General features: G+C 70.7%; 26 protein-coding genes and 1 riboswitch. Of the genes, 13 read left to right on the top strand and 13 right to left on the bottom strand.

Translation table 11 applies throughout. From position 1 onward, the window contains the following. Nucleotides 1-15: 15 nt before the first annotated feature. Nucleotides 16-948: an LLM class F420-dependent oxidoreductase gene (locus tag ACWFR3_RS25605; RefSeq protein ID WP_453736965.1), complete on the bottom strand. Its 933-nt coding sequence runs from the start codon at nucleotides 946-948 to the stop codon at nucleotides 16-18. Between the two features lie 88 nt (nucleotides 949-1,036). Continuing rightward, nucleotides 1,037-1,741: a DUF5995 family protein gene (locus tag ACWFR3_RS25600; RefSeq protein ID WP_453736964.1), complete on the bottom strand. Its 705-nt coding sequence runs from the start codon at nucleotides 1,739-1,741 to the stop codon at nucleotides 1,037-1,039. A 242-nt stretch (nucleotides 1,742-1,983) separates the two neighbouring features. Between ACWFR3_RS25600 and ACWFR3_RS25595 the strand changes: the two genes are divergently transcribed. Beyond that, complete coding sequence (locus ACWFR3_RS25595; protein ID WP_453736963.1) at nucleotides 1,984-3,111, top strand: glycoside hydrolase family 6 protein; 1,128 nt, start codon at nucleotides 1,984-1,986, stop codon at nucleotides 3,109-3,111. On the opposite strand, the gene ACWFR3_RS25590 is transcribed toward ACWFR3_RS25595, so the two are convergent. Next, on the bottom strand, nucleotides 3,090-4,535 hold the full coding sequence (locus ACWFR3_RS25590; protein ID WP_453736962.1) for a uracil-xanthine permease family protein: 1,446 nt from the start codon (nucleotides 4,533-4,535) through the stop codon (nucleotides 3,090-3,092). The genes ACWFR3_RS25595 and ACWFR3_RS25590 overlap by 22 nt on opposite strands. 157 nt (nucleotides 4,536-4,692) lie before the next feature. Next, entirely contained in the window at nucleotides 4,693-5,904 is a 1,212-nt protein-coding gene (locus ACWFR3_RS25585) for an MFS transporter (RefSeq protein WP_453736961.1), read from the bottom strand. Nucleotides 5,905-6,000: 96 nt separating this feature from the next. Here ACWFR3_RS25585 and ACWFR3_RS25580 point away from each other — a divergent pair, with 96 nt between their 5' ends. The 11 genes from ACWFR3_RS25580 (at nucleotide 6,001) to ACWFR3_RS25530 (ending at nucleotide 16,080) form a co-directional block, all read left to right on the top strand. Beyond that, nucleotides 6,001-7,161 carry an ROK family transcriptional regulator gene (locus ACWFR3_RS25580; RefSeq protein ID WP_453736960.1) on the top strand — a complete coding sequence of 387 codons (1,161 nt, stop codon included), beginning with the start codon at nucleotides 6,001-6,003 and terminating at the stop codon, nucleotides 7,159-7,161. An 81-nt stretch (nucleotides 7,162-7,242) separates the two neighbouring features. Beyond that, a riboswitch (FMN riboswitch) is annotated at nucleotides 7,243-7,373 on the top strand. A 150-nt stretch (nucleotides 7,374-7,523) separates the two neighbouring features. Next, on the top strand, nucleotides 7,524-8,645 hold the full coding sequence (gene ribD / locus ACWFR3_RS25575) for a bifunctional diaminohydroxyphosphoribosylaminopyrimidine deaminase/5-amino-6-(5-phosphoribosylamino)uracil reductase RibD (protein WP_453736959.1): 1,122 nt from the start codon (nucleotides 7,524-7,526) through the stop codon (nucleotides 8,643-8,645). A 1-nt stretch (nucleotide 8,646) separates the two neighbouring features. Further along, the gene (locus ACWFR3_RS25570) at nucleotides 8,647-9,303 is read left to right on the top strand and encodes a riboflavin synthase (protein ID WP_453736958.1); all 657 of its coding nucleotides are present in this window, start codon (nucleotides 8,647-8,649) and stop codon (nucleotides 9,301-9,303) included. A gap of 56 nt (nucleotides 9,304-9,359) precedes the next feature. After that, on the top strand, nucleotides 9,360-9,956 hold the full coding sequence (locus tag ACWFR3_RS25565) for a nicotinamide mononucleotide transporter family protein (protein WP_453736992.1): 597 nt from the start codon (nucleotides 9,360-9,362) through the stop codon (nucleotides 9,954-9,956). Continuing rightward, on the top strand, nucleotides 9,953-11,251 hold the full coding sequence (locus tag ACWFR3_RS25560; protein ID WP_453736957.1) for a bifunctional 3,4-dihydroxy-2-butanone-4-phosphate synthase/GTP cyclohydrolase II: 1,299 nt from the start codon (nucleotides 9,953-9,955) through the stop codon (nucleotides 11,249-11,251). Before ACWFR3_RS25565 ends, ACWFR3_RS25560 begins: the two co-directional genes overlap by 4 nt. 39 nt (nucleotides 11,252-11,290) lie before the next feature. Beyond that, the gene (ribH, locus tag ACWFR3_RS25555; RefSeq protein ID WP_453736956.1) at nucleotides 11,291-11,776 is read left to right on the top strand and encodes a 6,7-dimethyl-8-ribityllumazine synthase; all 486 of its coding nucleotides are present in this window, start codon (nucleotides 11,291-11,293) and stop codon (nucleotides 11,774-11,776) included. Between the two features lie 35 nt (nucleotides 11,777-11,811). Continuing rightward, entirely contained in the window at nucleotides 11,812-12,084 is a 273-nt protein-coding gene (locus ACWFR3_RS25550) for a phosphoribosyl-ATP diphosphatase (RefSeq protein ID WP_055564821.1), read from the top strand. Between the two features lie 62 nt (nucleotides 12,085-12,146). Next, the gene (hisG, locus tag ACWFR3_RS25545) at nucleotides 12,147-12,995 is read left to right on the top strand and encodes an ATP phosphoribosyltransferase (RefSeq protein WP_453736955.1); all 849 of its coding nucleotides are present in this window, start codon (nucleotides 12,147-12,149) and stop codon (nucleotides 12,993-12,995) included. A gap of 23 nt (nucleotides 12,996-13,018) precedes the next feature. Continuing rightward, the gene (locus tag ACWFR3_RS25540) at nucleotides 13,019-13,465 is read left to right on the top strand and encodes a PH domain-containing protein (RefSeq protein WP_453736954.1); all 447 of its coding nucleotides are present in this window, start codon (nucleotides 13,019-13,021) and stop codon (nucleotides 13,463-13,465) included. A gap of 198 nt (nucleotides 13,466-13,663) precedes the next feature. Beyond that, nucleotides 13,664-15,007 (top strand): hemolysin family protein, encoded by a 1,344-nt coding sequence (locus ACWFR3_RS25535; protein ID WP_453736953.1) that lies wholly within the window; start codon nucleotides 13,664-13,666, stop codon nucleotides 15,005-15,007. Continuing rightward, nucleotides 15,004-16,080, top strand: coding sequence for a hemolysin family protein (locus ACWFR3_RS25530; RefSeq protein ID WP_453736952.1), 1,077 nt, complete (start codon nucleotides 15,004-15,006; stop codon nucleotides 16,078-16,080). Before ACWFR3_RS25535 ends, ACWFR3_RS25530 begins: the two co-directional genes overlap by 4 nt. 37 nt (nucleotides 16,081-16,117) lie before the next feature. Here the strand turns inward: ACWFR3_RS25530 and ACWFR3_RS25525 are convergent, their stop codons facing one another. Both ACWFR3_RS25525 and ACWFR3_RS25520 read right to left on the bottom strand, forming a co-directional pair. Next, entirely contained in the window at nucleotides 16,118-17,989 is a 1,872-nt protein-coding gene (locus tag ACWFR3_RS25525) for an AAA family ATPase (RefSeq protein ID WP_453736951.1), read from the bottom strand. A gap of 433 nt (nucleotides 17,990-18,422) precedes the next feature. Next, a complete protein-coding gene (locus ACWFR3_RS25520; protein WP_453736950.1) occupies nucleotides 18,423-19,067 on the bottom strand; it encodes a uridine kinase family protein in 645 nt (214 codons plus the stop codon). Between the two features lie 219 nt (nucleotides 19,068-19,286). Between ACWFR3_RS25520 and ACWFR3_RS25515 the strand changes: the two genes are divergently transcribed. Continuing rightward, nucleotides 19,287-20,651 carry a peptidase C39 family protein gene (locus ACWFR3_RS25515; RefSeq protein ID WP_453736949.1) on the top strand — a complete coding sequence of 455 codons (1,365 nt, stop codon included), beginning with the start codon at nucleotides 19,287-19,289 and terminating at the stop codon, nucleotides 20,649-20,651. Nucleotides 20,652-20,702: 51 nt separating this feature from the next. On the opposite strand, the gene ACWFR3_RS25510 is transcribed toward ACWFR3_RS25515, so the two are convergent. The 7 genes from ACWFR3_RS25510 to ACWFR3_RS25480 all read right to left on the bottom strand — a co-directional run bounded on the left by ACWFR3_RS25510 (nucleotide 20,703) and on the right by ACWFR3_RS25480 (nucleotide 26,064). Next, on the bottom strand, nucleotides 20,703-21,344 hold the full coding sequence (locus tag ACWFR3_RS25510; protein ID WP_453736948.1) for a hypothetical protein: 642 nt from the start codon (nucleotides 21,342-21,344) through the stop codon (nucleotides 20,703-20,705). Between the two features lie 43 nt (nucleotides 21,345-21,387). Then, the gene (locus ACWFR3_RS25505; RefSeq protein WP_453736947.1) at nucleotides 21,388-22,020 is read right to left on the bottom strand and encodes a hypothetical protein; all 633 of its coding nucleotides are present in this window, start codon (nucleotides 22,018-22,020) and stop codon (nucleotides 21,388-21,390) included. Further along, nucleotides 22,007-22,420: a hypothetical protein gene (locus ACWFR3_RS25500; protein ID WP_453736946.1), complete on the bottom strand. Its 414-nt coding sequence runs from the start codon at nucleotides 22,418-22,420 to the stop codon at nucleotides 22,007-22,009. The genes ACWFR3_RS25505 and ACWFR3_RS25500 overlap by 14 nt, the downstream gene beginning before the upstream one ends. A gap of 65 nt (nucleotides 22,421-22,485) precedes the next feature. After that, entirely contained in the window at nucleotides 22,486-23,841 is a 1,356-nt protein-coding gene (locus tag ACWFR3_RS25495) for a hypothetical protein (RefSeq protein WP_453736945.1), read from the bottom strand. Continuing rightward, nucleotides 23,838-24,050, bottom strand: coding sequence for a hypothetical protein (locus tag ACWFR3_RS25490; protein ID WP_453736944.1), 213 nt, complete (start codon nucleotides 24,048-24,050; stop codon nucleotides 23,838-23,840). Before ACWFR3_RS25490 ends, ACWFR3_RS25495 begins: the two co-directional genes overlap by 4 nt. Nucleotides 24,051-24,240: 190 nt before the next feature. Then, nucleotides 24,241-24,459 carry a hypothetical protein gene (locus tag ACWFR3_RS25485; RefSeq protein WP_453736943.1) on the bottom strand — a complete coding sequence of 73 codons (219 nt, stop codon included), beginning with the start codon at nucleotides 24,457-24,459 and terminating at the stop codon, nucleotides 24,241-24,243. Between the two features lie 108 nt (nucleotides 24,460-24,567). After that, nucleotides 24,568-26,064, bottom strand: coding sequence for a M1 family metallopeptidase (locus ACWFR3_RS25480; protein ID WP_453736942.1), 1,497 nt, complete (start codon nucleotides 26,062-26,064; stop codon nucleotides 24,568-24,570). Nucleotides 26,065-26,287 lie beyond the last annotated feature (223 nt).

The following is a 26,287-nucleotide window of genomic DNA, read 5'->3' as shown; positions in this document are numbered from 1 at the left end:
GCGCCCCTTCAGGGCTCATACCCCCGCCGCCCTCGCCTCGGCGTACACCTCCGCCGCCAAGTCCTTCAGTTCCTCCGCGTCCCTCGTGCTGCCCGCCAGTTCGATGAGGATCTCGTCCGCCGCGCCCGTCGACGCGTGTGCTTCCAGGTCCTCGATGATCTGGGCGACGTTGCCGCGGAAGGGGGCGCGGTTCTCGCCCTCGTACGGGTTCGGCGTGTAGCGGGTGTTGACCCGCAGGACGCTCTGGACCGGTTCCGTGCGGCCCCGCTCTGCGGCCAGTTCCTTCAGCGCTTGCGCCTGCTCGGCCAGCTTCTCGGCGCCCATGCCGATCGGCATCCAGCCGTCGGCGCGGTCGACCAGCCTGCGCAGGGCGCGCGGGCTGTTGGCGGGCAGCAGGATCGGGACGGGGCGTGCGGGCTTGGGGCCGACCACCGAGGGCGCGATCGTGGTCAGCTCGCCTTCGTACGACACCGGGTCCGGGCCCCACACCGCCCGGCAGACGTCGATCATCTCGTCCAGGACCTTGCCGCGCTTCTCGAAGGGGGCCACCCCCGATGCCGCGTACTCGTCGTGGGACCAGCCCGTGCCCAGGCCCGCGACGACACGGCCGCCGCTCGCCGCGTCCAACGTGGCGAGCGTGCGGGCCAGTTGGAACGGTACGTGCAGCGGGGCGATCAGGACGCTGGTGCCCAGGCGGGCACGCTCGGTGGCGGAGGCGGCGAGGGTCAGCGTGACCAGCGGATCGGCGACCGAGCGGTACGTGTCGGGCCAGGGCAGGCCCTCGATGCCGTACAGACCCTGCGTCGCGGGCTCGGGGAACAGGACGCGTTCATAGACCCACAGGCTCTCGTACCCGATCTCCTCGGCAGCGCGGGCCACCGCCGGTACGTCGCGTCCGATGCTGTACTGCCGGCCCTGCGGGAGGCTGAGCCCGAGTCGTGTGGCCATGCTGGTGCTCCTTTGCATCCGGGGTCACTGGTTTCAACGTACAGCTATTGCGGGGGAGTTGACCGGATCCGGACGCGAAGCGACCGGATCAGTCCGGCAGGGGAGTGAGCAGCATCCGGCCCACCAGCCCGACCGCTCCGTCGAGGCGGTCGCGGAACTGCTCGGCGACCACCGGCAGTTCGCGCAGGGCCCGCATCGCGAGGGCCGCCGCCCACGCGCCGTCCCTGGCCCGCTCCAGACTCCACGAGCCGAGCAGGTGGGTGAGCGGGTCGGCGATCTGGAAGAGGTCGGGGCCCGGCATCAGATCCTCGCGGATGCGCTCCTCCAGGGAGACGAGGATGTCGCCCACGCGGTCGAACTCGTCGGCCAGGTCCGCCGGTTCGCAGCCGAGCGTACGACAGGCGTCCACGACGGCCAGCGGAAGGTCGTGCCCGATGTGCGCGTTGATGCCCGCGAGGGCGAACTGCAGCGGACGTACGCCGGGATGGCGGCGGAGCTCGAACAGCGGTCGCCAGCAGGCGGGCGGCCTGCGGTCGGCGGCCACCGTTTCGACCGCCGTCAGATAGCGCTCGGCGAACAGGACGTCCAGTGTGATCGCCGCTCCGCGGTCCGGGAAGCTGCCGCTGTCCACGTGCCGGCCGACCTCTTCGGTGACCGACAGATAGACCCGGTTGAAGACCCCGACCCCGTCGCCGGAGGGGAAGCCGTCGCCCAGCGCGCGCATCCGCGTAGCCACGCCGTCAACCCCGTGTGCCGAGCCTGTGAACTCCGCGAACCGCTCCAACTGCGCCATGACGGCAGGGTCCCAGTCCTAGGCTGGCCCGAGTGCCGCCGCACCGGCCGCTTACCCAGAACGAGGGAAAAGCGACCGTTTGTGCCCCCGGGGAGGGGAGCCGGCATGCACGCCGTGTCAGGGGACGCGGGGGAGGGGGGAACGCCGTGGCAGGCAAGCGGGCGCGACATCGCGCCGGACGAAGGGGCGGAGGAAGCACCGGACGAAGCGCCGGACGAGGGCGCGCCGCCCGCCATGGGGTCATGGTCTCCGTGGCCTCGGTCGTGGCCGCCGTCGGCGTCGTCGCCGGAATGGTCTCCGCCCTGGACGAAGGCGGCGACGAGGACCGGGCCCGCCCGAAGGCGACGAAGTCGCCGACGCTCGAACCGCTCCCCGCGGTGCCGACGCCGTCCGCGTCCGAGTCCTCGGCCAAGCCGTCACCTGCGAAGTCCTCCGCCGCGCCGAGCCCGAAGCCGACGCCGAAGCCCTCGACGCGGCGCCCCGAGAAGCAGAGCACCGCGGCGCCCGCCGCCGACTCCCTCTACCGGCACGGCGATTCCCAGGTCCTCGACTGGGTCAGGGCCAACCGCGGCGACTCCCGGCGCCCGCTCATCGAGTCACGGATCGCCGCAAGGCCCGCGGCCGTGTGGTTCGCGGACTACGCGCCGGGGACGATCACCTCACGGGTGCGCGCGGTGACGTCGGCAGCCGGGAGCCGGGTGCCCGTCGTCGTGCCGTACGCGATACCGGACCGCGACTGCGGGGGCGCGTCCGACGGCGGGGCGCCGGACCTGGCGGCGTACGACGCGTGGATCGGGAAGTTCGCCGCGGGCCTCGGCTCGGGCGAGGTCATCGTCGTCCTCGAACCGGACTCGATCGCCCAGTCCGAATGTCTCCCGGCCAAGCAGCGCACCGCCCGCAACGCCTCGCTCGCCCGCGCGGGACGCACGCTGAAGGCCGCCAACCCCAAGGCCAGGGTCTATTACGACGCCGGGCACTCCGGCTGGAACTCCCCGGCCAAGCAGGCCGGGCGGCTGCGGGCGGCGGGCGCGGCGTCCGCCGCGTCGTCCGACGGCGTCTTCACGAACGTCTCGAACTTCCACCGCACCGCCGACGAGGCCGCCTACGCCCGCAAGGTCCTGGCAGCCATGGGCGGCCCGGCAGGCCAGGGCGCCGTCATCGACACCAGCCGCAACGGGAACGGCGCACCGGCGGACGGCGAGTGGTGCGACCCGGCGGGCCGGGGTCTCGGGTCGAGCCCGACGCTGCGCACCGGCGAGGCCCGCGTCGACGCCTATCTGTGGGTCAAGCTGCCGGGCGAGTCCGATGGCTGCCGGGGCGAGCCGGGGACGTTCTCGCCCGGCTACGCCTACGACTTGGCGCGCGGCTGAGAGCCGCCGGCACCTGCCTCAGGGGCCTCGTCGGCCTGGTCGTGGCCTCCGTCGCCCTCGTCGTACGTGGACGTGCCCGAATCGAGCAGGGGCTCCTGCGACTTGAGGTGCGGCGGGGCGAAGGCGCGAAGCACGTGGTAGCCCGTGATCACGACGATGGTGCCGAGCGCGATGCCGCTCAGCTCGAAGTTGTCGCTGATCTTCAGCGATACGCCGCCGACGCCGATGATGATGCCCGCCGCGGCCGGGACCAGGTTCAGCGGATTGCGCAGGTCGACCCCCGCGTTGATCCAGATCTGGGCGCCGAGCAGGCCGATCATGCCGTAGAGGATGACCGTGATGCCGCCGAGCACGCCGCCGGGAATGGCCGCCACGACCGCGCCGAACTTGGGGCAGAGGCCGAAGAGCAGGGCGAAGCAGGCGGCGGCCCAGTAAGCGGCCGTGGAGTAGACGCGGGTCGCGGCCATCACGCCGATGTTCTCGGAGTACGTGGTGTTGGGCGGGCCGCCGACCGCGGTGGAGAGCATGGACGCGGCGCCGTCGGCGGAGATCGCCGTGCCGAGCTTGTCGTCCAGGTTGTCGCCGGTCATCTCGCCGACCGCCTTGACGTGTCCGGCGTTCTCGGCGACCAGCGCGATGACGACGGGCAGCGCGACGAGGATCGCCGACCACTCGAAGCTCGGCGCGTGGAAGGTCGGCAGGCCGATCCAGTCGGCGTTGCCGACGGCGGAGAGGTCCAGACGCCAGTGGTCGACGACCTTGCCCGAGCCGTCCGCCGAGTGGATCTTGCCGAAGGTGAGGTCGAGGACCCAGGAGAGGACGTACCCGAAGATCAGGCCCAGGAAGATCGCGACGCGTGACCAGAATCCGCGCAGGCAGACCACGGCCAAACCGGTGAACAGCATCACCAGGAGCGCCGTCCACTGGTCCTGCGGCCAGTACGTGGAGGCGGTGACCGGCGCCAGATTGAAGCCGATCAGCATGACGACGGCGCCGGTGACGATCGGCGGCATCGCGGCATGGATGATCCGCGCCCCGAACTTCTGGACCGCGAGGCCCACCAGGAACAGCGCCGCGCCGACCACGAAGACGGCGCCCGTCACCGTCGCCGACGATCCGCCCTGCGCGCGGATGACCGCGGCCACGCCCACGAAGGAGAGCGAACAGCCCAGGTAGCTGGGCACCCGGCCGCGGGTGGCCAGCAGGAAGATGACGGTCGCGACGCCCGACATCATGATCGCGAGGTTCGGGTCGAGGCCCATCAGGACGGGCGCCACGAAGGACGCGCCGAACATCGCGACCACGTGCTGGGCGCCGAGCCCGAAGGTCCGCGGCCACGAGAGCCGCTCGTCGGGACGGACGACTGCTCCGGGCGCGGGGGTGCGCCCGTCGCCGTGCAGTCTCCAGCGCACGCCGAGATCCATGGTTCTGTTCCGCCTTCTGTGCGCCGAGCTGTGGGCCTGACCCGTGTCCGGGCACGACCCGTGTCCGGTAATGGCCCGTGAAAATGACCTGAAAGATCAGCGCAATGTTAGTGCGGCGTAAGTCGGGCTACCCGTCGGGGCGGATGCGGCGGCGGGCTCAGGGGCGCGGGCCGGGCGCCGCCGCATCCGCGGCGCCTGCCACGGTGGCCTCGCGGCTCTCCGTGCGCAGGACACCCGCGAACACCGCGAGCCCGCAGGCCAGCAGCGTCACCAGGCCGAAGGAGACCACCAGGCTCGTCGCGTCGGCGAGCGTGCCGATCGCCGACGGGGCGATGAGGCCCGACGTGTACGTGATGGTGGCGACGCCCGCGATGGCCTGGCTCGGATTGGGGCCGCTGCGACCCGCCGCGGCGAACGCGAGGGGCACCACGACCGCGATGCCGAGCCCGAGCATCGCGAACCCGCACATGGCGAGCGCCGGATGCGGGGCCAGGACCACGAGCAGTCCGCCGAGCGCGGCGATGACGCCGCCCACCCGCACCGTGCGCACCGACCCGAAGCGGTCGACCACGGAGTCGCCCGCGAGCCGCGCGATCGCCATGGTGAGCGTGAATCCGGTGGTGGACGCGGCGGCGACACCGGCCGACGAGTCGAGGACGTCCCGCAGATAGACCGCGGACCAGTCCAGGCTCGCGCCCTCCGCGAAGACCGCGCAGAAGCCGACGGCGCCGATGAGCAGGGCCGACTTGGGCGGCAGCGAGAAACGCGGCGGCGCGGCCTCCTCGGGCGCCGCCTGGAGGTCGAGCACGCCCTGGCAGGCGACGAGGCCGATCGCGGTGAGGGTCACGGCGGCGAGCGCGTGGTGCAGGCGGGCGTCCGAGCCCAGGTGTGCGGCGACCGTGCCGGCCGCGGAGCCGATCAGGGCGCCGACGCTCCACATGCCGTGCAGGCCCGACATGATCGACTTCTTCATGCGGGTCTCGACCTCGACGCCAAGGGCGTTCATCGCCACGTCGGACATGCCCGCCGTCGCGCCGTACACGAACAGGGCCATGCAGAGCGTGAGCAGGTTCGGGGCGAGCGAGGGCAGGATCAGGGCCATCGTCCACAGGGCGAGCAGGCCGCGCAGCGCCGTCCGCGCGCCGAAGCGGTGGCTGACCCAGCCCGCGAGGGGCATCGCCACGGAGGCGCCGATCGCGGGGAAGGCGAGGGCGAGGCCGAGGAGCCCCGCGCTGAGATCGGCGTGCTCCTGGATCCAGGGCACGCGGGTCGCGAAGGAGCCGGTGACGGCTCCGTGTACGCAGAAGACGGCGGCCACGGCATACCGCGCCCGCTTCAACTGCCTTACGTCCAGGACCAGTTCACTCATCGATTGTCCGCCCCTCCCGAGTTCCGCCCCACTACGGCGACGTAAACTATCAGGAACCCTGCCTGATAGTTAGCAGGTTTATGGAAGGATCCCGGCATGCCCGCATCACCGAGCACCGCCCGGGCCATCAACGACCGGCTCGCCCTGGGGCTCCTGCAGCGCGAAGGACCGCTGACGGCCAACCAGTTGAAGCAGCTGACCGGCCTGTCCCGGCCCTCGGTCGCCGATCTGGTCGAGCGCCTCCAGGGCTCCGGACTGATAGCGGTCGTGGGGGAGGCGGGTGCCCGGCGCCGGGGACCCAATGCCCGGCTCTACGGGATCGTCGCCGACCGGGCCCACCTCGCCGCGCTCGACGTACGCACCGGCGGCGTCTCCGTGGTCGTCACCGACCTGCTCGGCGCGGTGCTCGCCGAGGCCTCCGCGCCCATCGGCGGCGACACCGGCACCGGGACCGCCGTCGAGCAGGCCGTCGCCCTCGTCGAGCGCGCCGCGCGGGACGGAGGCGTCCGGCGGCTGCACACCGTGGCGATCGGCGCGCCCGGCCTCATCGACCCCGCCACCGGTGAACTGCGCGACACGACCTCGCTCCCCGCATGGCACCGCAGGCTCGCCGGCGCCCTCCAGGAGCGGCTCCCGGCGCGCGTGCTCGTGGAGAACGAGACCAACCTCGCCGCCCGCGCCGAACAGCGCGACGGCGCCGCCCACGACCGCGACACCTTCGTGCTCCTCTGGCTCGGCGAAGGCGTCGGCGCCGCCGTCATGCTCGACGGCACCCTGCGCCGCGGCGCCTCCGGCGGCACCGGGGAGATCGGCTTCCTGCCGGTGCCCGGCACGGACCGGCTGCCGTCCGCCACCCACTGCGACGGCGGCTTCCACTCCCTCGCCTGCGCCGCCGCGCTGCGCGACCTCGGCGCCGAGCACGGAATCCTGGAGCCGGACGCGAGCGCCGCCGACGTGGTGCGCCACGCCGCCGAGACCGGACACGAGGCCTATCTCGACGCGGCCGCCGACCGCATCGCCGTCGGCGCCGCGGCCATGGCCGCGATCCTCGACCCCGGCTGCGTGGTCCTGGGCGGCGAGGTGGGCCGCGCGGGCGGCAAGCCGCTCGCCGCCCGGGTGATGAACCGCCTCGCCGTGATGTCGCCGCTGCACACGGAGGTCAGGGCGAGCACCCTCGGCGGCGCGGCCGTACTGCGCGGCGCGCTGCTCGCGGCGCGGGACGCGGCCCAGGACGAGCTTTTCGGGCCACGCCCCTGACCGGGCGGCTGTGAGCCAGGCCACAGGGGTTCGCCCGTATGGCCTTCGATCAGGCGTGGCACACTGGCTTCGTACCAAAAGCAGCGCACTCCGGGGTCGGTGTAATTCCGAACCGGCGGTTATAGTCCGCGACCCGACCGCTTCCAGCGGCCGGTTGACCAGGTGAAATTCCTGGACCGACGGTGAAAGTCCGGATGGGAGGCAGTGCGCGGCGGGCGGGCATTCGTGCACGTCGCCGAGTGGCTTGTTTTTGGGATACCCGGATTCCGGGTTTCCCGGGAGAGGTCTCGTTTCCGGCGACGCTCCCGGTGTCGCAGTCCGTACATTCTGTCGTCATCGACAGGCCCCGGAGTCCGTGCCCCATGAGGCAGGAGGACCCGGTGGCCACCGCAGCCGCAGCGAACGACCATGAGCGCACCGCCATGCGTCGCGCCATCGAGCTCGCCGCACTCGGACTCGGCTCCACCAGCCCCAACCCGGTCGTCGGATGCGTGATCGTCGACGCCTCCGGAGAGACCGTCGGCGAGGGCTACCACCAGCGCGCGGGCGGCCCGCACGCCGAGGTGCACGCCCTGCGCGCGGCCGGAGAGAAGGCCCGCGGCGCCACCGCCCTGGTCACCCTCGAACCCTGTAACCACACCGGACGCACCGGCCCTTGCGCGCAGGCGCTCATCGACGCCGGGATCTCCCGCGTCGTCTACGCGGTCGGCGACCCGAACCCCGCAGCGACCGGGGGCGCGCAGCGACTGCGCACCGCCGGCGTCGACGTGGCGGCGGGCCTGCTGGAGGACGAGGCCGCTGCGGGCAACGCCGCCTGGCTGACCTCGGTGCGGCTCGGCCGCCCGCACGTCACCTGGAAGTACGCCGCCACGCTCGACGGGCGCATCGCCGCCGCCGACGGCACCAGCCGCTGGATCACCTCCGCCGGGGCCCGCGCCGACGTCCACCGGCTGCGCGCCGAGTGCGACGCGGTCGTCGTCGGCTCGGGCACCCAGCGCGCGGATGACCCGCACCTCGCCGTGCGGGGCATCGAAGGCGCCGTCCAGCCGCTGCGCGTCGTCGTCGACACGAACGGCACCGCCGTGGCACCCGGCGCCCGCGTCCTGGACGACGCGGCGCCCACGCTCGTGGCGGTCGCCGAGAACGTGACCACTGAGGGCCGGGTCGAAGTCGAAACGGTCCGACTGCCGCGCGCGGAGGTCGGGTTGGACATCCCGGCCCTCCTCGCCGAGCTCCACACGCGCGGCGTGCGTTCCGTCCTCCTCGAAGGCGGACCGACGCTCGCCGGAGCCTTCGTCGCCGCGGGCGCCGTCGACCGCGTCATCGCCTACCTCGCCCCCGTCCTGCTCGGCGCGGGCCCCGCCGCCCTGACCGGCGGCGGAATCAAGACCATCACCGAAGCGTTGCGGCTCGACGTGAGCGAGACCGTCCGCATCGGCCCCGATCTGCGCGTCACCGCGACCCTCGTAGCGAAGGAGCACTGAAGTGTTCACCGGAATCGTCGAAGAGCTGGGCGAGATCACCGCCGTCGAGAACCTGGACGACGCATCCCGCTTCCGCGTCCGTGGCCCCGTCGTCACCGACGGCGCGAAGCACGGCGACTCCATCGCGGTCAACGGCGTCTGTCTGACGGTCGTGGAGCACGAGGGCGACGAGTTCACCGCCGACGTGATGGCCGAGACCCTCAACCGCTCCAGCCTGGGCGCGCTCGCGGCGGGCTCACGGGTCAACCTGGAGCGGCCCACCGCCGTGGGCGACCGCCTGGGCGGACACATCGTGCAGGGGCACGTGGACGGCACCGGCGAGATCGTCGACCGCAAACCCTCCGAGAACTGGGAGATCGTCAAGATCTCGCTCCCCGCCGACCTCTCCCGGTACGTGGTGGAGAAGGGCTCCGTCACCGTCGACGGCGTCAGCCTCACGGTGGTCGACGCCGGGCCCGACTACTTCACCATCAGCCTCATCCCCACCACCCTCGCCCTGACCACGCTCGGCATCAAGCAGCCGGGCGACCCGGTCAACCTCGAGGTGGACATCATCGCGAAGTACGTCGAGCGGATGCTCGGCGACCGCGTCACCGCCGCCGCTCCGGCTGTCGCTCCCGCTCCGGTTGCCGCTCCCGCTCAGGAGGCCACGAAGTGAACTGGCTCAACTCCGAAGCCTTCACGGCCTTCGGGCAGCACGTGATCTGGTCCGACATGGTGGGCAACACCGTCGGCCTGATCGCCCTCGCCCTCGGCTGGCGGCGCTCCATATGGACCTGGCCCGCCCAGTTCCTCTCCGGCGTCATCCTCGTCGGCGCCTACGCCTCCGCCCACCTCTCCGGCGGTGTCGGCAAGCAGCTGCTGGTCATCGGCGTGGCCCTGTGGGGCTGGCGCATGTGGACCAACGGCAAGCAGCAGGCGCAGGACGGTTCCATCGCCGTCCGGTTCGCGACCTGGAAGGAGCGCGGGATCCTGCTCGGCGGCACGGCCGCCGGCACCCTCGCGGTCGGCTCCCTGTTCGCCGCCGTCCCCGACCTGTCCTGGAACCCCTGGCCCGACGCGTACATCTTCGTCGGCACGCTCGCCGCGATGGTCGCCCAGGCCCGCGGTCTGGTCGAGTTCTGGTTCGCCTGGCTCCTGGTCGACGTGGTCGGCGTACCGCTCGCGTTCAGCAGCGGCCTCGCCTTCTCCGGTCTCGTGTACGTCATCTACCTCGCGCTCGTCCTGTGGGGCATGCGCGACTGGTGGCTGCGGTCGCGCGCTGCGTCCTCGCAGGCCTCGCAGCCCGTCATGGAAGGAGCCCCGGCATGAGCGCGGCACCGGTTTGGTACAGCACGGGTCACGAAGAAGACGCCTCCGACCTCGCCCTCGACCCCGTAGAGGCGGCCATCCGCGACATCGCCGCCGGGCGGCCCGTCGTGGTCGTCGACGACGAGGACCGCGAGAACGAGGGCGATCTCGTCATCGCCGCCGAGAAGGCCACGCCCGAGATCATCGCCTTCATGATGAGCGAGTGCCGCGGTCTGATCTGCGCGCCCATGGAGGGCGACGAGCTGGACCGCCTCAAGCTCCCGCAGATGGTCGAGAACAACACCGAGTCGATGCGCACCGCCTTCACGGTCTCCGTCGACGCGAGCGGCGCGCACGGCGTCACCACCGGCATCTCGGCCGCGGACCGCGCCACCACGCTCCAGATGCTCGCGGCGGGCACGTATGAGCCCACCGACTTCGTGCGTCCCGGCCACATCTTCCCGCTGCGCGCCAAGTCCGGCGGCGTCCTGGTCCGCAACGGCCACACCGAGGCCGCGGTCGACCTGGCCCGCCTCGCCGGTCTGCGCCCGGCCGGGGCCATCGTCGAGATCGCGGGCGAGGACGGCACGATGCTCCGCCTGCCGGAGCTGATCCCGTTCGCCCGCAAGCACGGCCTGACGATCATCTCCATCGAGGACCTGATCGCCTACCGCAGCAGCTCCGAGCCGACCGTCCGCCGCGAGGCCGAGGTCCGCCTGCCCACCGCCTTCGGCGAGTTCACGGCGTACGGCTACCGCTCCACCGTCGACGGCGTCGAGCACGTCGCCCTCGTGCACGGCGAGATCGGCGAGGGCGACGACGTCCTGGTCCGCATCCACTCCGAGTGCCTGACCGGCGACGTCTTCCACTCCCTGCGCTGCGACTGCGGCCCGCAGCTCGAAGCGTCGATGCAGCGCATCACGGACGAGGGCCGCGGCATCGTGGTCTACCTCCGCGGCCACGAGGGCCGCGGCATCGGACTGCTCTCCAAGCTGCGCGCCTACGAGCTCCAGGAGCGCGGCAGCGACACCCTGGACGCCAACCTGGAGCTCGGCCTGCCCGCCGACGCCAGGGACTACGGCGCGGGCGCGCGGATCCTGGACGACCTCGGCGTCCGCAGCGTGCGCCTGATGACGAACAACCCCGACAAGACCGACGCGGTGGTCCGGCACGGCATCGAGGTCACCGGGCGCGAGCCCATGCCGGTCAAGGCGGGCGAGCACAACCTCCGGTACCTGCGCACCAAGCGGGACCGGATGGGTCACGACCTGCCCTGGCTCGACGCCCCCGAAGTGTCCGCCTGCGGCAATCAGTAAGCAACGTACAGAGAACTTTCGAGCGACCAGGAGAAGCGCGTGAGCGGCAAGGGTGCACCCGAACTGACCGTGAAGAACTGCGGAGACCTGCGGGTCGCCGTGATCGCGGCCCAGTGGCACGAGAAGGTCATGGACGGCCTCGTCGACGGCGCGCTGCGCGCCCTGCACGAGCTCGGCATCGACGAGCCGACCGTCCTGCGCGTCCCCGGCAGCTTCGAGCTGCCGGTCGTCGCCAAGGTCCTCGCCGGACGCGGCTACGACGCGATCGTGGCGCTCGGCGTCGTCATCCGCGGCGGAACCCCGCACTTCGAGTACGTGTGCCAGGGCGTCACCCAGGGTCTGACCCAGGTGACGGTGGACACCGGGGTGCCCGTCGGCTTCGGCGTGCTGACCTGCGACACCGAGGAGCAGGCCCTGGACAGGGCGGGCATCGAGGGCTCCCGCGAGGACAAGGGACACGAGGCGGTCACCGCCGCCGTCGCCACCGCGACCACGCTCCGTACGATCTCCGAACCCTGGCGGTGAGCGGGGCCGGGGAGCCGCGTAAAGTAAGAGCCATCATGTCCAAGAAGACTTTCGAGGAGCTCTTCACCGAGCTCCAGCACAAGGCCGCCAACGGCGACCCCGCCACGTCGCGCACCGCCGAGCTGGTCGACAAGGGCGTCCATGCCATCGGCAAGAAGGTCGTCGAGGAGGCCGCCGAAGTCTGGATGGCCGCCGAGCACGAGGGCAAGGAAGCCGCCGCCGAGGAGATCTCGCAGCTCCTCTACCACGTGCAGGTGATGATGGTCGCCCGCGGCATCTCCCTCGACGACGTGTACGCCCATCTCTGAGCCGTACCGCCCGCCGTACCAACTCTCCTGCAACGCACCCTGAAGACAAGGAATCCGACCTCATGCTGCGCATCGCCGTCCCCAACAAGGGTTCACTGTCCGGACCTGCGTCGGCGATGCTCCATGAGGCCGGATACCAGCAGCGCAAGGAGTCCAAGGAGCTCGTCCTCGTCGACCCGGACAACGAAGTCGAGTTCTTCTACCTCCGGCCCAAGGACATCGCGATCTATGTCTCGGCCGGCAAGCTCGACATCGGCATCACCGGCCAGGACCTCCTGATCGACTCGGGCGCGAACGCCGAGACGATCCTGCCGCTCGGTTTCGCCCGCTCCACCTTCCGCTTCGCGGCGAAGCCGGGCACGGCGAGCACCATCGCGGACCTCGCGGGCAAGACGGTCGCGACCTCGTACGAGGGCATCGTCGCCAAGCACCTCGCGGACAGCGGCGTCGACGCCTCCGTCGTCCACCTGGACGGCGCCGTCGAGACCGCCATCGAGCTGGGCGTCGCCCAGGTCATCGCGGACGTCGTGGAGACCGGCACTTCGCTGCGCAATGCGGGCCTCGAAGTGTTCGGCGACCCGATCATGAAGTCCGAGGCTGTCGTCATCCGGCGCACCGGCGCCGACACCGACGACCCCAAGGTGCAGCAGTTCCTGCGCCGCCTGCAGGGCGTCCTGGTCGCCCGGTCGTACGTGATGATGGACTACGACTGCCGCGCCGAGCACCTGGAGCAGGCCGTCGCTCTGACGCCAGGCCTTGAGTCGCCGACGATCTCGCCGCTGCACAACGAGGGCTGGGTCGCCGTCCGCTCCATGGTCCCGGCCAAGGAGGCCCAGCGGATCATGGACGACCTGTACGCCATCGGCGCGCGGGCCATCCTGACCACGGCCATCCACGCCTGCCGCCTCTGATGACCCGGCAGGAGACCCCGGCGATGACCGACAAGCCCGAAACCCCCGCCCTGCCCGTCACCTTCCGGCCCGGCCGGACCCGTGCGGTGCTGCTCACCGCGGGCGCCGCGATCCTCGTGGTCCTCACGGTGATCTCGCTGCTCATCCCCGGCCTCAGCGCGGGGGAGCGGCTCAGCTTCATCTTCACCGGCGTGCTGCTCTTCGGGGTGCTCGCACTCCTGAGCAGGCCCAAGGTCGTCGCCGACGAGTCCGGCGTGACCGTCGTCAACATCGCCACCAGCAGGCGTCTGGACTGGGCGGAGATCGTCCAGGTCAATCTGCGTCCCGGCGACCCCTGGGTGTTCCTCAACCTCAGCGACGGCACCAGCCTCCCCGTCATGGGCATCCAGCCCGGCATCGCCAAGCAGCGGGCCATCAGCGACGCCCGTGCGCTGCGTGCCCTCGCCGAGGACCGCACCCCGCAGGGCTGACGTTTGCGGCCGGGTCTTGATTAATCTGGTGGCGGGGCACGCATGGTGTGCCGCCCCGCCCCTGTCGGGCCCGCCCGGTCCACAGTGGCTCCTGCTACCCGAGGAGTGACTCCCTCCGGCGATGGACGGTTCGTCCTGTAGTACATGCGCCGCCCCCTCCCGGCATACCGGGACAGGTCAGACCAGGGAGGCGGCGGCATGACCACTTCCCTGCTGCTTCTCGGGGCGGCATTCCTGCTGATTCTCGCCAACGGCTTCTTCGTGGCCGCCGAGTTCGGGCTCGTCACCGTCGAGCGCCCGGACGCCGAGAAGGCCGCCGCGGACGGCGACCGACGGGCCCGCAGGGTCGTCGACTCCCTCAAGGAGCTGTCCTTCCAGCTCTCCGGCACCCAGCTCGGCATCACCATCACCTCACTCGTGGTCGGCATGCTCGCCGAACCGGCCCTCGCGCATCTGCTCGCCGGGCCCTTCACGGCGACCGGCCTGCCGGAGGGTGCCGTACCGGGCGCCTCCGTGGTGGTGGGGATGCTCTTCGCCTCCGCCGTGCAGATGGTGATCGGCGAGCTGGTCCCCAAGAACTGGGCGGTGTCCAAGCCGCTCCAGGTCGCGCGGTTCGTCGCGGGCCCCCAGCATGTGTTCGCGCGCCTCTTCAGGCCCGTGATCTCCCTCCTGAACGCCGTGGCCAACCGGCTCGTGCGGCTCCTCGGCGTCGAGCCCGCCGAGGAGCTGGCCTCGGCCCGCACCCCCGGCGAACTGGTCTCCCTGGCCCGGCACTCGGCGCAGGCGGGCGCCCTCGAACAGGACACCGCGGACCTGTTCGTCCGTACGCTCTCCCTCGGCGAGCTGACCGCGCAGCACGTCATGACCCCGCGGGTGAAGGTCAGCGCGCTGCAGACGTCGGCGACCGCCGAGGACGTGGTGAACCTGACCCGCGCCACCGGGCTCTCGCGCTTTCCCGTGTACAGCGAGCGCATCGACGAGATCGTCGGCATGGTGCATCTCAAGGACGCCCTCGCGGCCCCGGCCCACGAACGCCTGAGAACGCCCGTGGGCCGCATCGCGCAGGCACCGCTCCTGGTCCCGCAGACGCTGCCCGTGCAGCAGCTCCTGGAGCAGCTGCGCAGCCAGCAGCCGATAGCCGTCGTCGTCGACGAGTACGGCGGCACGGCCGGCGTGGTCACCCTGGAGGACATCGTCGAGGAGCTCGTCGGCGAGGTCCGCGACGAGCACGACCTTCTCGACCTGCCCGAGATCGCGGCGGCACCGGCCGAGGACGGCCGCCCCGCCTGGGACGCCGACGGCAGCTGCCGCGTCGACACGCTCCAGCGGATAGGGCTCGACGTCCCCGAGGGGCCGTACGAGACCGTGGCCGGCCTCGTGGCCGACCTGCTCGGCCGCATCCCCGTCCCCGGCGACCGGGTCGAACTGCCGGGCTGGCGGCTCGCGGTGCGGCAGGTGGACCGCTACCGCGCCGGGCGGGTCCGTCTCGTACGCACGGCACAATCCCCGGAAGCCATGAGCGTGCCGGAGGCCGCCCGATGAGCATGTTCCAACTTCTGTTCGCGCTCCTGCTCGTCCTCGCCAACGGCTTCTTCGTGGGGGCCGAGTTCGCGCTCGTCTCCGTGCGCCGCAGCCAGATCGAGCCGCTGAACGGCAAGCGGGCCCGCCAGGTCCTCTACGGCCTCGAAAATCTGCCGCAGATGATGGCGGCCGCCCAGTTCGGCATCACGGTGTGCTCGCTGACGCTCGGCGCGGTCGCCGAGCCCACCGTCGCGCATCTCCTGGAGCCCGTCTTCGAGGCGGCGCACATTCCCGAAGGGGCGATCCACCCGCTCGGGTACGCCATCGCGCTCGCCGTGGTCGTCTTCCTCCACCTCGTCGTGGGCGAGATGGTCCCGAAGAACCTCGCGATGGCCGCCCCGGAGAAGACCGCTCTGTGGTTCAGCCCCGGCCTCGTCGCCTTCGCGCGGCTCTGCCGTCCGGTCACGGCGGCGCTCGGCGCGTGCGCGCGGCTCGTCCTGAAGCTCTTCGGGGTCGAGCCCAAGGACGAGGTCGAGGCCGTCTTCACCAGCGAGCAGCTCAACCGGCTCGTCGGCGACTCGGGCCAGGCGGGGCTGCTCGACCCCAAGGAGCAGGAGCGCCTGGAGGACGCTCTTGAGCTGGGCTCGCGCCCGGTGACGGACGTCCTGCTCGACCGGGCCTCACTGGTGACGGTGGGCGCCGCGGTCACGCCGTCCGAGGTCATCGCGCTCACCGGGACCACCGGCTACTCCCGCTTTCCGGTCCGCGCGGAGAACGGCGCCTTCATGGGCTACCTGCACGTGAAGGACGTACTGGATCTCACCGACGGTGCGGAGGCCGACCGCGCGGTGCCGCAGCAGGTCTGGCGTTCGATGACGACGCTGCGCGCCGAACTGCCCCTGGACGACGCCCTGACGGTCATGCGCCGGGCCGCGACGCATCTGGCGCAGGTCGCCGACGCGTCGGGCAAAGTGCTCGGCCTGGTCGCCCTGGAGGACGTCCTCGAACTCCTGGTCGGCGAGGTCCGCGACCCGGCGCACCGGGTCGCGGTGCCCCGCAAGCCCCGGGAGTCCAGGGACGGCGCCCTGGTGTGAGCGGGCGGGGCGGGGTCCTCGGATCCCCGGCGGGTCCTCAGATCCCCGGCGGGTCCTGCGGCCCCCGCCCCGAGAGCACCTCGCCGTACGCCTGCATCAGGTCCGGGAGCCGCAGTGTCGACAAGTCGTCACGGCTCGGTTCGCCGGGATAGCCGGAGAGCCGCAGATCGCGGTAGGCGCAGCTCTTCTCGTAGAGCGTGCGCAGGAAGCGGCCGTTGCCGAGCTCGTCGATCCACGCCTGGTCGACGACGTGCCCGCTGATGGAGCGCAGCTCGTCGAGCGCCTCCTCGTCCCACACGTCGCCGTTCTCGTCGGCCAGGACCTCGCCGATGGAGGTGAGCTCCAGAGGGCGGTACGAAGGGAAGTCCACGCGGGTGGTGAAGCGGGAGGAGAGCCCGGGATTGGCCGCAAGCAGGCGGTCCATGCCCTCGGGATAGCCCGCGAGGATCACGACCAGGTGGTCGCGGTTGTCCTCGGCGCGCTTGAGGAGCACCTGGAGGGCCTCGTCTCCGTACGCGTCGCCCTTGCCGTAGCCCGAGTTGGACAGGGAGTAGGCCTCGTCCACGAAGAGGACGCCGCCGATCGCCGAGTCGATCAGCTCATTGGCCTTCACGGCCGTCTGGCCCAGATACTCGCCGACCAGGTCCGCGCGCTGCGCCTCCACCAGGTGGTCGCCGCCGAGCAGGCCGAGGGCGTAGAACGCCCGGCCCAGGATGCGCGCCACCGTGGTCTTGCCGGTGCCCGAGGGGCCGGAGAAGACGAAGTGTCGTTTCGGCGGTTGTACGGGCAGTCCCTGCGCGGCCCGCAGGCGTGCCATGTTCAGCTGCGCCGAGAGCGCCTTGACCTGCCGCTTCACCGGTTCCAGGCCGACCATGCCCTCCAGTTCGGCGAGCGCGGCCTCCAGGAGCTGGGGATCGGTGGGGCCCGGCGGCAGCTGGGAGATGCCCGGCTGGACGGGGATGACGGCCTTCTCGCGCACGGAATCGGTCTCGGCGGGGCCGCCGGCGCCCGGCAGGTCGGGTCCGGTGACCTTCAGGTCGCGCCCTTCGCCGCCGAGGAGCGGATCGATCCCGTCGGGACCCTCCATCACGTCCTGCCCGAAGCCGGTCAGGGCGATCGCCGCCAGGTCGGTGACCTCGTCGTACCCGTCGCCCTCGGAAATCGCCGCGAGCCGCGCGGAGGTGTCCATGAAGGAGGGATCCACCCGGTGCACCGCGCGGTACAGCGGCATGGCCGCCGCCGAGCGGCCCGTGCCCTCGTGCGCGCGGGCCAGCCAGTAGCGCAGCTCCTTGCGCTGCGGCTGCTCGCTGCGGCAGCGCATCAGGGCGGCGGACAGCAGGGGCTCGGCCTGGCCGTACATCTCCAGGCGTACGCGGGCCATGCCGCCGAAGAGACCCGCCTCGATGCCCAGCATCGTGTCGTCGATCAGCGAGTCCGTGTGCCGGACCAGCTGTTCCCAGTCCTTGACCAGGTACGAACGGCAGGCGTGCAGGAACCGCACCTGCGGATCCGCGTCCACCGGCGGCAGGCCCGCCAACGCCCGGTCGAGCTCGGGGACATGGCGTCCGTCGAGCCAGTGCGAGGCGTGCGCGAGCAGCAGATCGCGCGTGCTCTCCAGGACGGGCTGCACCCACCAGCCCAGCCAGTACCAGGAGTTGAGCGTGCGCCCGTGCCGGGTGCGCTGTTCCCCGAATCTGTCCCTGTGCTGGAACATCCGCAGCAGTGCCGTCGTCGTGTCGATGCGCAGCGCGTGCAGTCCGAGCCAGCCGTCGGCCATGCCCGGATCCATCCGCACCGCCGCCCGGAACTCCTCCTCCGCCTGCGGATAGGCGCCCATCGTGTAGGCGTCGACGCCCCTCAGCCAGGCGAGGTCGGCCGGGGCGGGTGAGCCCACCGCGTCGAAGTCCATCACGTCCCCCACAAACCGTGCCCCCGTTTGTGTACCGCCGGACCGGTGCCCGTCGGCAACTTCGCTGAACCGCCGTGCTGCGGACGGACGTTGAACCGGTGCGCAGAGCAGCCGTCCGTAAGTCGCACCGAAGGGCATCGTACCTGCGGGGGAGCGCTCGGCCGTAGGGTGCCGCAGCGCGGGATCAGGCAGGTGAAGGGGGACCTCGTCGTCACCGAGGGTGAGCGAAAAGCGGCTCGCAGAGTCCGTTATGCGAGATCCGGGGGCAGAACGAAGCCCCCGATCACGGGGGAACAACCGGGGGCTTCGCGTCTGCGGGCGGCCTCGAAAGGCCGCACATTCAGAACGTAAGTCCTGTAAGGGCCCTCGGTCAAGCAGAGTTGAGGCACTCATGGAAACTCGTGAGAACTTCCGGAAGTCACTTTCCGCGGGTTCAGCGCACCGCCTCCGGTCCCTCACTCTGTGTGACGATTTGACTCGGCGCAGCCGTCTCATTTGGACCCTGCAGTACCTCATATCCCTCGTGCCACTGTCGCACCAAAGACTGAGCGAAGGGTCGTGAAGGGTCTTGTGCGAAGTGCCGGCGCTCCGCCGGCTCCCATCCGTCCCAGAAGTCGTTCTGGACCGACCCGTCCCGATGGCGCCCCCGCCCCCAGGCCTCTTCACGGGGCAACTCCATCCACAGCAGCCGCGCCAGGAACGGGCGCAGCGCGCGGCGGCCCGCTCCGACGCCCTCGACGAGGACCACGGGAGCGGGCGGCAGGGAGCGGGCCCCGGGGCCGAAACGGCGCGCGTTCCAGTCGTACGTCTCGTAGTGCGCCGTTTCGCCGCGCGAGAGCGGACCGACCACCTGCCGGAGCAGCCGCTCCGTCCAGCCGAACAACTCGTCGTGGCTCGCGATGTCGTCCAGTCGCAGGACGGGCGCGCCGCCCAGCGCGTCGGCGAGGCGGTCGGCGAAGGTCGACTTGCCGGAGCCCGCGTGCCCGTCGACGGCGACGAGACGGACGGGGCCGCAGGAGGTCGGCAGGTCCAAGAGGCCCGCGGCGACGCGGGACAGGGGAGTGGCGTGAGCGGTCATCGCCTCCAGCGTACGGGGGGTGGAATCACGGGCGCGGAAGGGCGCACTCCGCGCGCCGTGCCTGCTCACGTCAGTGGTCGAGGCCAATATTGGCGGAGGCGGTGGTGGTCGAAGCGCTGGCAGAAGTCGGCGTGGAGCAGCCATAGTTGGCCTACCGCCCTGCACCTGACCTGCCCCTTCCGGATCCGTCCGGAGCCCACGTCGACTGGGGGTCCCGCCATGGACCGAGCTGATGACATGTCCCGCAGAACCGTCCTCGCCACGGCCGCCGCCGTGGCCGCGCTTGCCGCCACGGCGAGCCCCGCACTGGCCGCGGGCGGCCTGAGCGGCGCCCCGCGCGCGAAACGGCCGGTGAGCAACCGTTTCTGGGCCTCGCACGCCGACTGGAGCGCAGGCACCGCCGAAGGCACCCGCGCCGTGTCCGGGGCCCGCCCGGCCGTGGAGATCGCCGAGGCCGCGGGCCGCACCGACTACGCCGATCCGCACACCGGCAAGACCGCCACCTGGGAGTACGCCCGGTGGACCTCGCCCGTGCACCGCCCCACCGTGCCCGCGACGGAGGTCGTCGCCTCCTGGAACGCCCGCACTCCCACCGGGACGTGGCTCCAGGTCGAGCTCCAGGGAACGTACTCGGACAAGGCGACGACTCCCTGGTACGTCCTCGGCCGCTGGACCTCGGGCGACGACAAGGAGAAGGACATCAGGCGTACGTCGGTCGACGACCAGACCGACGGCAAGTCCAGCATCTGGACGGACACCTTCTCCATCAACGACACGACGACGGGGCTGCGCCTCGCCTCGTACCGGCTGCGCCTGACCCTGTACCGCAAGCCGGGCGCCACCCACACCCCCACGGTGTGGCGGCTCGGCGCGATGGCGTCCGCCGTGCCCGACCGCTTCACCGTCCCGGCGTCCAAGCCGGCGCTCACCAAGGAGCTGAAGGTCCCGCGCTACTCGCAGGAGATCCACGCGGGGCAGTACCCGGAGTACGACAACGGCGGCGAGGCCTGGTGCAGCCCCACCTCCTCGCAGATGATCATCGAGTTCTGGGGCCGCAAACCGACCGCCGCCGACCTCGCCTGGGTCGACCCGTCCTACGCCGACCCGCAGGTGTGCCACGCGGCCCGCCACACCTTCGACTACCAGTACGCGGGCTGCGGCAACTGGCCCTTCAACTCGGCCTACGCGTCGACGTACAAGGACATGCAGGGCGTGGTCACCCGCCTCGCCTCGCTCACCGAACTGGAGTCGCTGATCGCCGCCGGTATCCCGGTCATAACGTCCCAGTCGTTCCTCAAGGAGGAGCTCACGGGTGCCGGTTACGGCACGGCGGGCCACCTGATGACGGTGATCGGCTTCACGTCGAAGGGCGACGTGATCGCCAATGACCCGGCGTCCGAGAGCAACGCGGCGGTACGCCGGATCTACAAGCGCAGGGAGTGGGAGAACATCTGGCTGCGCACCAAGCGCTACAACTCCACGGGCAAGGTCGTCTCCGGCACGGGAGGCGTCTGCTACCTGTACTTCCCGGTGAAACTCTCGGCGAAGCAGAAGGCGGCGCTGGCCGGGGTGGGGATTCACTGAGGCAGCACGAAGGCCCCCTCTCCCTCGGTGGAGAGGGGGCCTTCGTACTGGCTACACGGCCACCCCGGGCAGCCGGAGCGTACGGGCGAAGTCGTCCAAGGGCTCGATGACCGCGGCCATCACCTCCGGATCGTCGTGATGCCCGCGCAGGCAGACGTCGGGGACGCCGGGCGGAGTGTGCCAGTGGTACGTCACCGAGGTCATCATGATGCTGCTGTCCGCCGGGTAGGAGCGGGTGACCCGGACCCCGTCCGCGCCCAGATGCGGGGAGCCGAAGGGAACACTGCCGGTCCGCTGCTGCCACTCGGGGATCTCCGGGTTCGGCACGGTGGGCGCGGCAAGTCCCTCGCAGGAGGCCGCGTCAGGGGCGTCGCAGTGGATGCGGGTGGCGTGCATGACCAGGGGCATGTAGGTCAGGGGGACGGGGTTGTAGATGAACGCTTCGTCCGCCTGGAGTTTGTCCCTGAGCGTCACGATCGTCCGCTCGTAGAAATCCTTGTGGAACCGGCGGAGCTTACGGGTGAGCTCGATTTCGTGAACGATGGCCAGACCGGTCAGGTGCAGGTCCAGCCACTCCTTGAAGGTCTTCTTGTCGATCTGGAGGTGCAGATAGCCCCAGAGATCTGGATTGGCATCCGTGTCGATGTGGAGCGGGGCGCCGAGGTCGGTGCTCCACAGGGTGCCTTCGGACATGCGCGGTCTCTTTCGTCGGGGGCGCGAGCAGAGAGGGGAGCCTTCAGGCGTAGCTCCAGCGGAAGGTGCCCATGACGGCGTCGAACAGTTCCACGAGGGTGTCATGGAAGGCGGGGTCCGAGCCGGGCGCGATCAGGGCGCTGAACGAGAAGGTGGGGTACTTGTCGGGGGTGCTGTCCGGGATCGGCACGAAGTACTCGACCTGACGGTGTGCGACTTCGACGCCCTGGGCGGGGTCGGCGGGGACCTCTCTCTCCGAGCGCAGAGCCGCGGTCTCGTCGAGCTCCCGCACTTCGGCCCCAGGGGTCTGGGAGGCCAGCGCGAGGAGGACCGCATCCGGGCCCCTGTCGGGGCTGACCCTCGGAATCTCGATCGGTTCGGAGGCGACGAACGAGACCGGCAGCGTGACGCCGTGGAGAGGCTCGGTGGGGAGGTAGAGGGTCATTCCGCCCTTGGCACTGGCCCGGCGGACGACCTTCTTCATCTCCTGGAGGAGCTTCAGCCGAGCCTTCGGAATGTCGTCCTTGGGGAAGCCGACGGGCAGTTGCGCGACGGCCTTGCGGACGATGCGGTCCATCGCTTCCCGGGTCCCCGTTTCCAGCGGGATCACGTCCCAGCCGGGCGGCGGCACCAGGTTGAAGCCGTTCGGGGGCCGGCGGTGCTCAGCGACTGCCACGATGCTCCCGCATCCCTTCCACGACGTAGACAACCCCGACGAAGACCGCCCACGCAGGGGCAGCGATCATGCCCGGCCAGAAACCGAGCATCAGTGAGGGCAGGAAGAAGCCGCCGCCCATGGCGAGATCCCGGGTGAGGTAGGGCGGGCGGCCCGCGTAACGGGGGTACTTCGCGAAGACCCAGACGTAGTGCAGGAGGCAGCCGATGATCCCGGCCTGATAGGCGATCAGAACCTCGTCTCTCAGGGACTTCGGCACCAGGATCATGATTCCGATCACCGGAAAGACCAGCGGCATTCCGATGAACAAGGTCAGCCGGAGCCGACGGTTGGGGCCGGTGCCAAGTCCGGTGCGAGCAGCTTCGGCTTCGGCGATGCGTTGTGCCGAGTGCAGGTCCATGGTCGTTCCTCAGGGATCAAATGCGGACGGGCAGCAGGATGTGTCGCGCCGGGTGGTCTGCCTCGCTACCAGTGGGTGTCGGGGGCGGGTTTCAAGGTGTTGTCCTTCATGTCCGAGTACCACTCGTTGAACGGCTTCTCGCCGGTCCCGAGATTCTCGTGCGTCCAGCTCGTCAGGTCGCTCTTGCCCAGTGCCTTGTCCGTGACGTCCATCCCCATGCCACCCCACGCGAGGCCGAGGCCAACCCGGTAGGACTTGTACGCCTTGTCAGCCGCGGCCCCCGCTGCCGCCGGGAAGGTCGCCTTGTTCGCCTGCAGCATCTTCGCCATGCCGGCCATCTCCTTGTCGCCGAGGTGCAGCAGAGTCGACAGCGGGCTGACCCTCAGCGGCCCCTTGGCCACGAGGCCGACGTTCTGGGAGATGGACTTGCGGATCGCGTTGCGGCTGGTCGCGACGACCTGCCGCCCGGGCCCTTGGGGCATTTTGGACATCGTCCGCCCCATGTCGTCCAGTACGCCCTTGACGCCACCGAGCCCTCTGCTGAGGCCGGCGGTCCGGGCGGCCTGAGCAGCGCCCACGGTGGCCTTCGCGCCCTTGGCGAGCTTCGCGGCGGCCCCGAGGCCACCCACCACCAGCACCGCACCCACGACGTCGAAGATGACATCCATCATGCTCGCGTCGCCGGAGGCCACCAACAGGAGCCTGAGTCCGATCGTAAGTAGCGCGATGCCCAGGACGAGGAAGTTCAGGCCGGGAATGGCGAGTGCCAGGAAGCCTGCGAAGGTCGCCACCCAGCCGAGAACATCGATGAAGGCCTTGATCAGGTCCGCATTGTCATGGACCCAGCCCTTGACGTTGTCCCACCACGAGTCCTCGATGACATCATCGATCTCATCGTTGATCTTGTCGGCGTAGTGGCCGGCGTCGCTGTCGCGGTTTCCGATGACGGTGTTGAGGCGAGTTCTGTACGTCTGGAGCGGGTCGTCATCCGTTCCGTTCGCCGGCGGGTTGGGCTTCTTGTCCTCGTCCGCCTTCTCGGCTTCCTTGGCCTTCCCCCGCTCGACCTCTGCGTTCTTCTCCTTGGCCTCGCGCAGAATCCGGTCGGCGTCGTCCTGGTGGTCCTCCAGCTTGTTCGCCCACTTGGTGAGGTGCCCGTGGACCCGCTCGTACCGGAAGGCCACCTCCCGCATGTGCTTCTCCAGCGTCTCGGAGTCCTCCCGCAGGCGCTGGACGTACTTTCCCTTGAGCTTGTCCTCGTCCGAGATGGCCTTGAGGTTGCCCGCCTGCTTACGCAGCTTCTCGGCGACCGAGACCATGTGCCGGACCTCTTCCCGGATCTCCTCCGGGTCGCCGGGAACGGGGTCGGACTCGTACAGCGGCTCCCAGTCCACGGGGCGGCGCTTCGACGCCGTGGTGGTCACTGGCCCTTCCCCTTACCCTTGCCCTCGCCCTTGCCCTTGGTCTGCTTCTCGAGTTCCTCGTCCAGTTCCTCGAACGCCTTCTTCGTCTCCGCGACGAGCTTGCCCGTCGATTCCAGGCCCTCGATGAGCCTGGTGCGGTAGTCGTCCCAGCTGTCGACGAAATCGCCCATGGCGTCCGCGATCTTCCCGGCGCCCCAGTGCTCTTCCATGCCGTCACGACGGTTCTCGATGTCCTTGAACGTCGTGTGCAGATTGCCGAGTTGGCGTTCGCAACCGCTCAGGAACTCATAGAGAGCATGTCCAGTTCATGACCCGGGGATCGTAACCGACGGGGCGGATGCGATCAGCAGCGCGAAGGCCCCTCCCGCATCAGCGGGAGGGGCCTTCGGCCGGACCGGATTACTTTGCTTCGGGTGTGCCCCGGCGCAGGCGTGCGGCCTTTTCGTCCACCTCGGTCTGGGAGGTGCCGGCCTGCACGACGATCACCGCCTGTGAGCCGTCGGGCAGCGTCGCCTCCCGCATCTCCGTGCCCAGCAAAGGCGGCCGCTTGCGGTCCTGCTCGTTGTCCGCGGTGTTTGCGACGTTCGCGTTGTCTGCGTAGTCCTCGTCGTCCGACATGAGACCTCCCAGCTCGACGGGACGCCCACCGTACCCGCGGATCATGCGCGGATCCCGGCGTACGGGCGCCGGACGGCGTACTTCACACGAACGCCGCCGTCAGGGGCCTCAGCCCTGGACCGGATCCACCACCCAGTCCGGGTGCCCCGGCATCGGCGGAGTCTTCGAGCCGTACAGCCACGGCTTCAGGAAGCTCTCCAGGTCCTCGCCCGCGACCTTCGACGCCAGGTCGACGTACTGCTGGGTGCTCGCGGTCTTCCCGCGGAAGCCGGTCACCCACGCCCGTTCGATCTTCTGGAACGTCGCGTCGCCGACCTGCTCCCGCAGGGCGTACAGGACCAGGGCCGAGCCGTCGTACCGCATCCGCTTGAAGAGGTTCGGCTCGGTCGGCTCGGCGGGGGCGCCGTAGTCGCGGCGCCACTGGTCGTGGGCGGCGTAGGCCGTCTTCATGGCGGCCTCGAAGCTGTCGCCGCCGTGCTCCTCGGAGTACATCCGCTCGTAGAAACGGGCGTGCCCCTCGCTCACCCACAGGTCGGACCAGCTCTTGAGGGCCACGCTGTCGCCGAACCACTGGTGGGTCAGCTCGTGCACCATGTTCCGCTCGGCGTCGACCTTCGTGCCCAGAAGGTCGGCCTTCGGGATGAGCGAGAGCGTCTGGGTCTCCAGGGCGACGCCCAGGTCCGTGTCGCCGACCAGGAGGCCGTAGCGGTTGAAGGGGTAGGGGCCGAGCTTCTCCTGGAGCCAGGCGAGGTGGTCCGGGGTCAGCTTGCGGTACTCGGCCGTCGGCTCGACCAGGGCGTCCGGGACGACGTCCCGCAGCGGCAGGCCGCCCGGACCCTCGCCGTCGACCAGCTTGAACTTGCCGACCGCCATCTGCACCAGCTGCGTGGACAACGGCTGTTCGGAGTCGTACGTCCAGCGCACCCGGTCACCGGGGCGTTCCGCGCGCTCGACCAGCTTGCCGTTCGCGACCGCCGTCAGGTCCTTCGGCGTGGTGATGCGGAAGGTGATCGGCGCCCGCTGGCTGGGGTGGTCGTTCGCCGGGAAGATCAGCCGGGCCCCGTTCGGCTGGGGGTAGACCACCGTGCCGTCTGCGGTGGGTATCCAGCCGTAGTCCTCGATGGCGTCGTCGCGGTGGCGCGTCTGCGTCGGGTCGGCGGTGTACGTGACCTTGGCCGTGAACGTACGACCCTTGGTGATCGGGGACTTGGGCGTGACCGTCAGCTCGTCCCCCGCGCGGGACGTCCGCGCCGTCGAGCCGTCGATCTGCACGCCGTGCAGGGTGTTGCCCCCGAAGTCCAGGTTGAAGCGGGAGAGCGACTGCGTGGCGGTGGCCTTGATCGTCGCCGTGGCCCGGAACGGTGTCTTCGGGGCCTGCCAGTCGAAGTCCAGGGTGTAGCGGTCGACGCGGTACCCGCCGTTCCCGTCCAGCGGGAACATGGGGTCGCCGAGGCCGGGCGCGCCGGGTGTCGGTGCCCCCGGTGTCGGTGCCCCTGGTGCGGCCGGCGCGGCCTGCGACACCGTCCCGGTGAGGGCCGCGGTGACGGTGACGGCGGCCGCGAGGGCGAGCCGTGCCCTGCGGCGGTGCGTCCGGTACGAGCTCATCGGAAACCTTTCGGTCAGAAGGTTGCGCGGACGAGTCAGCGGGGGTGCGCTTGGGGGTGTGCCCCGCCGCTTGTAGTGAGACGCACATCTCTCTGCCCGAGTTGTACGGGAGTCTCCGGGCCGGAGTCGCAGGGGATCCGGCGGCCCAGTGACCAAGCTCTCTCCCGCGGCGGCGCGATCCGATGGCAAGGTGGACGGGTCAGTGGGGGGAGTCCGCTGCCGG

Source organism: Streptomyces sp. NPDC055189 (assembly GCF_053606765.1).
This window is presented reverse-complemented; position numbering and strand designations above follow the sequence as displayed.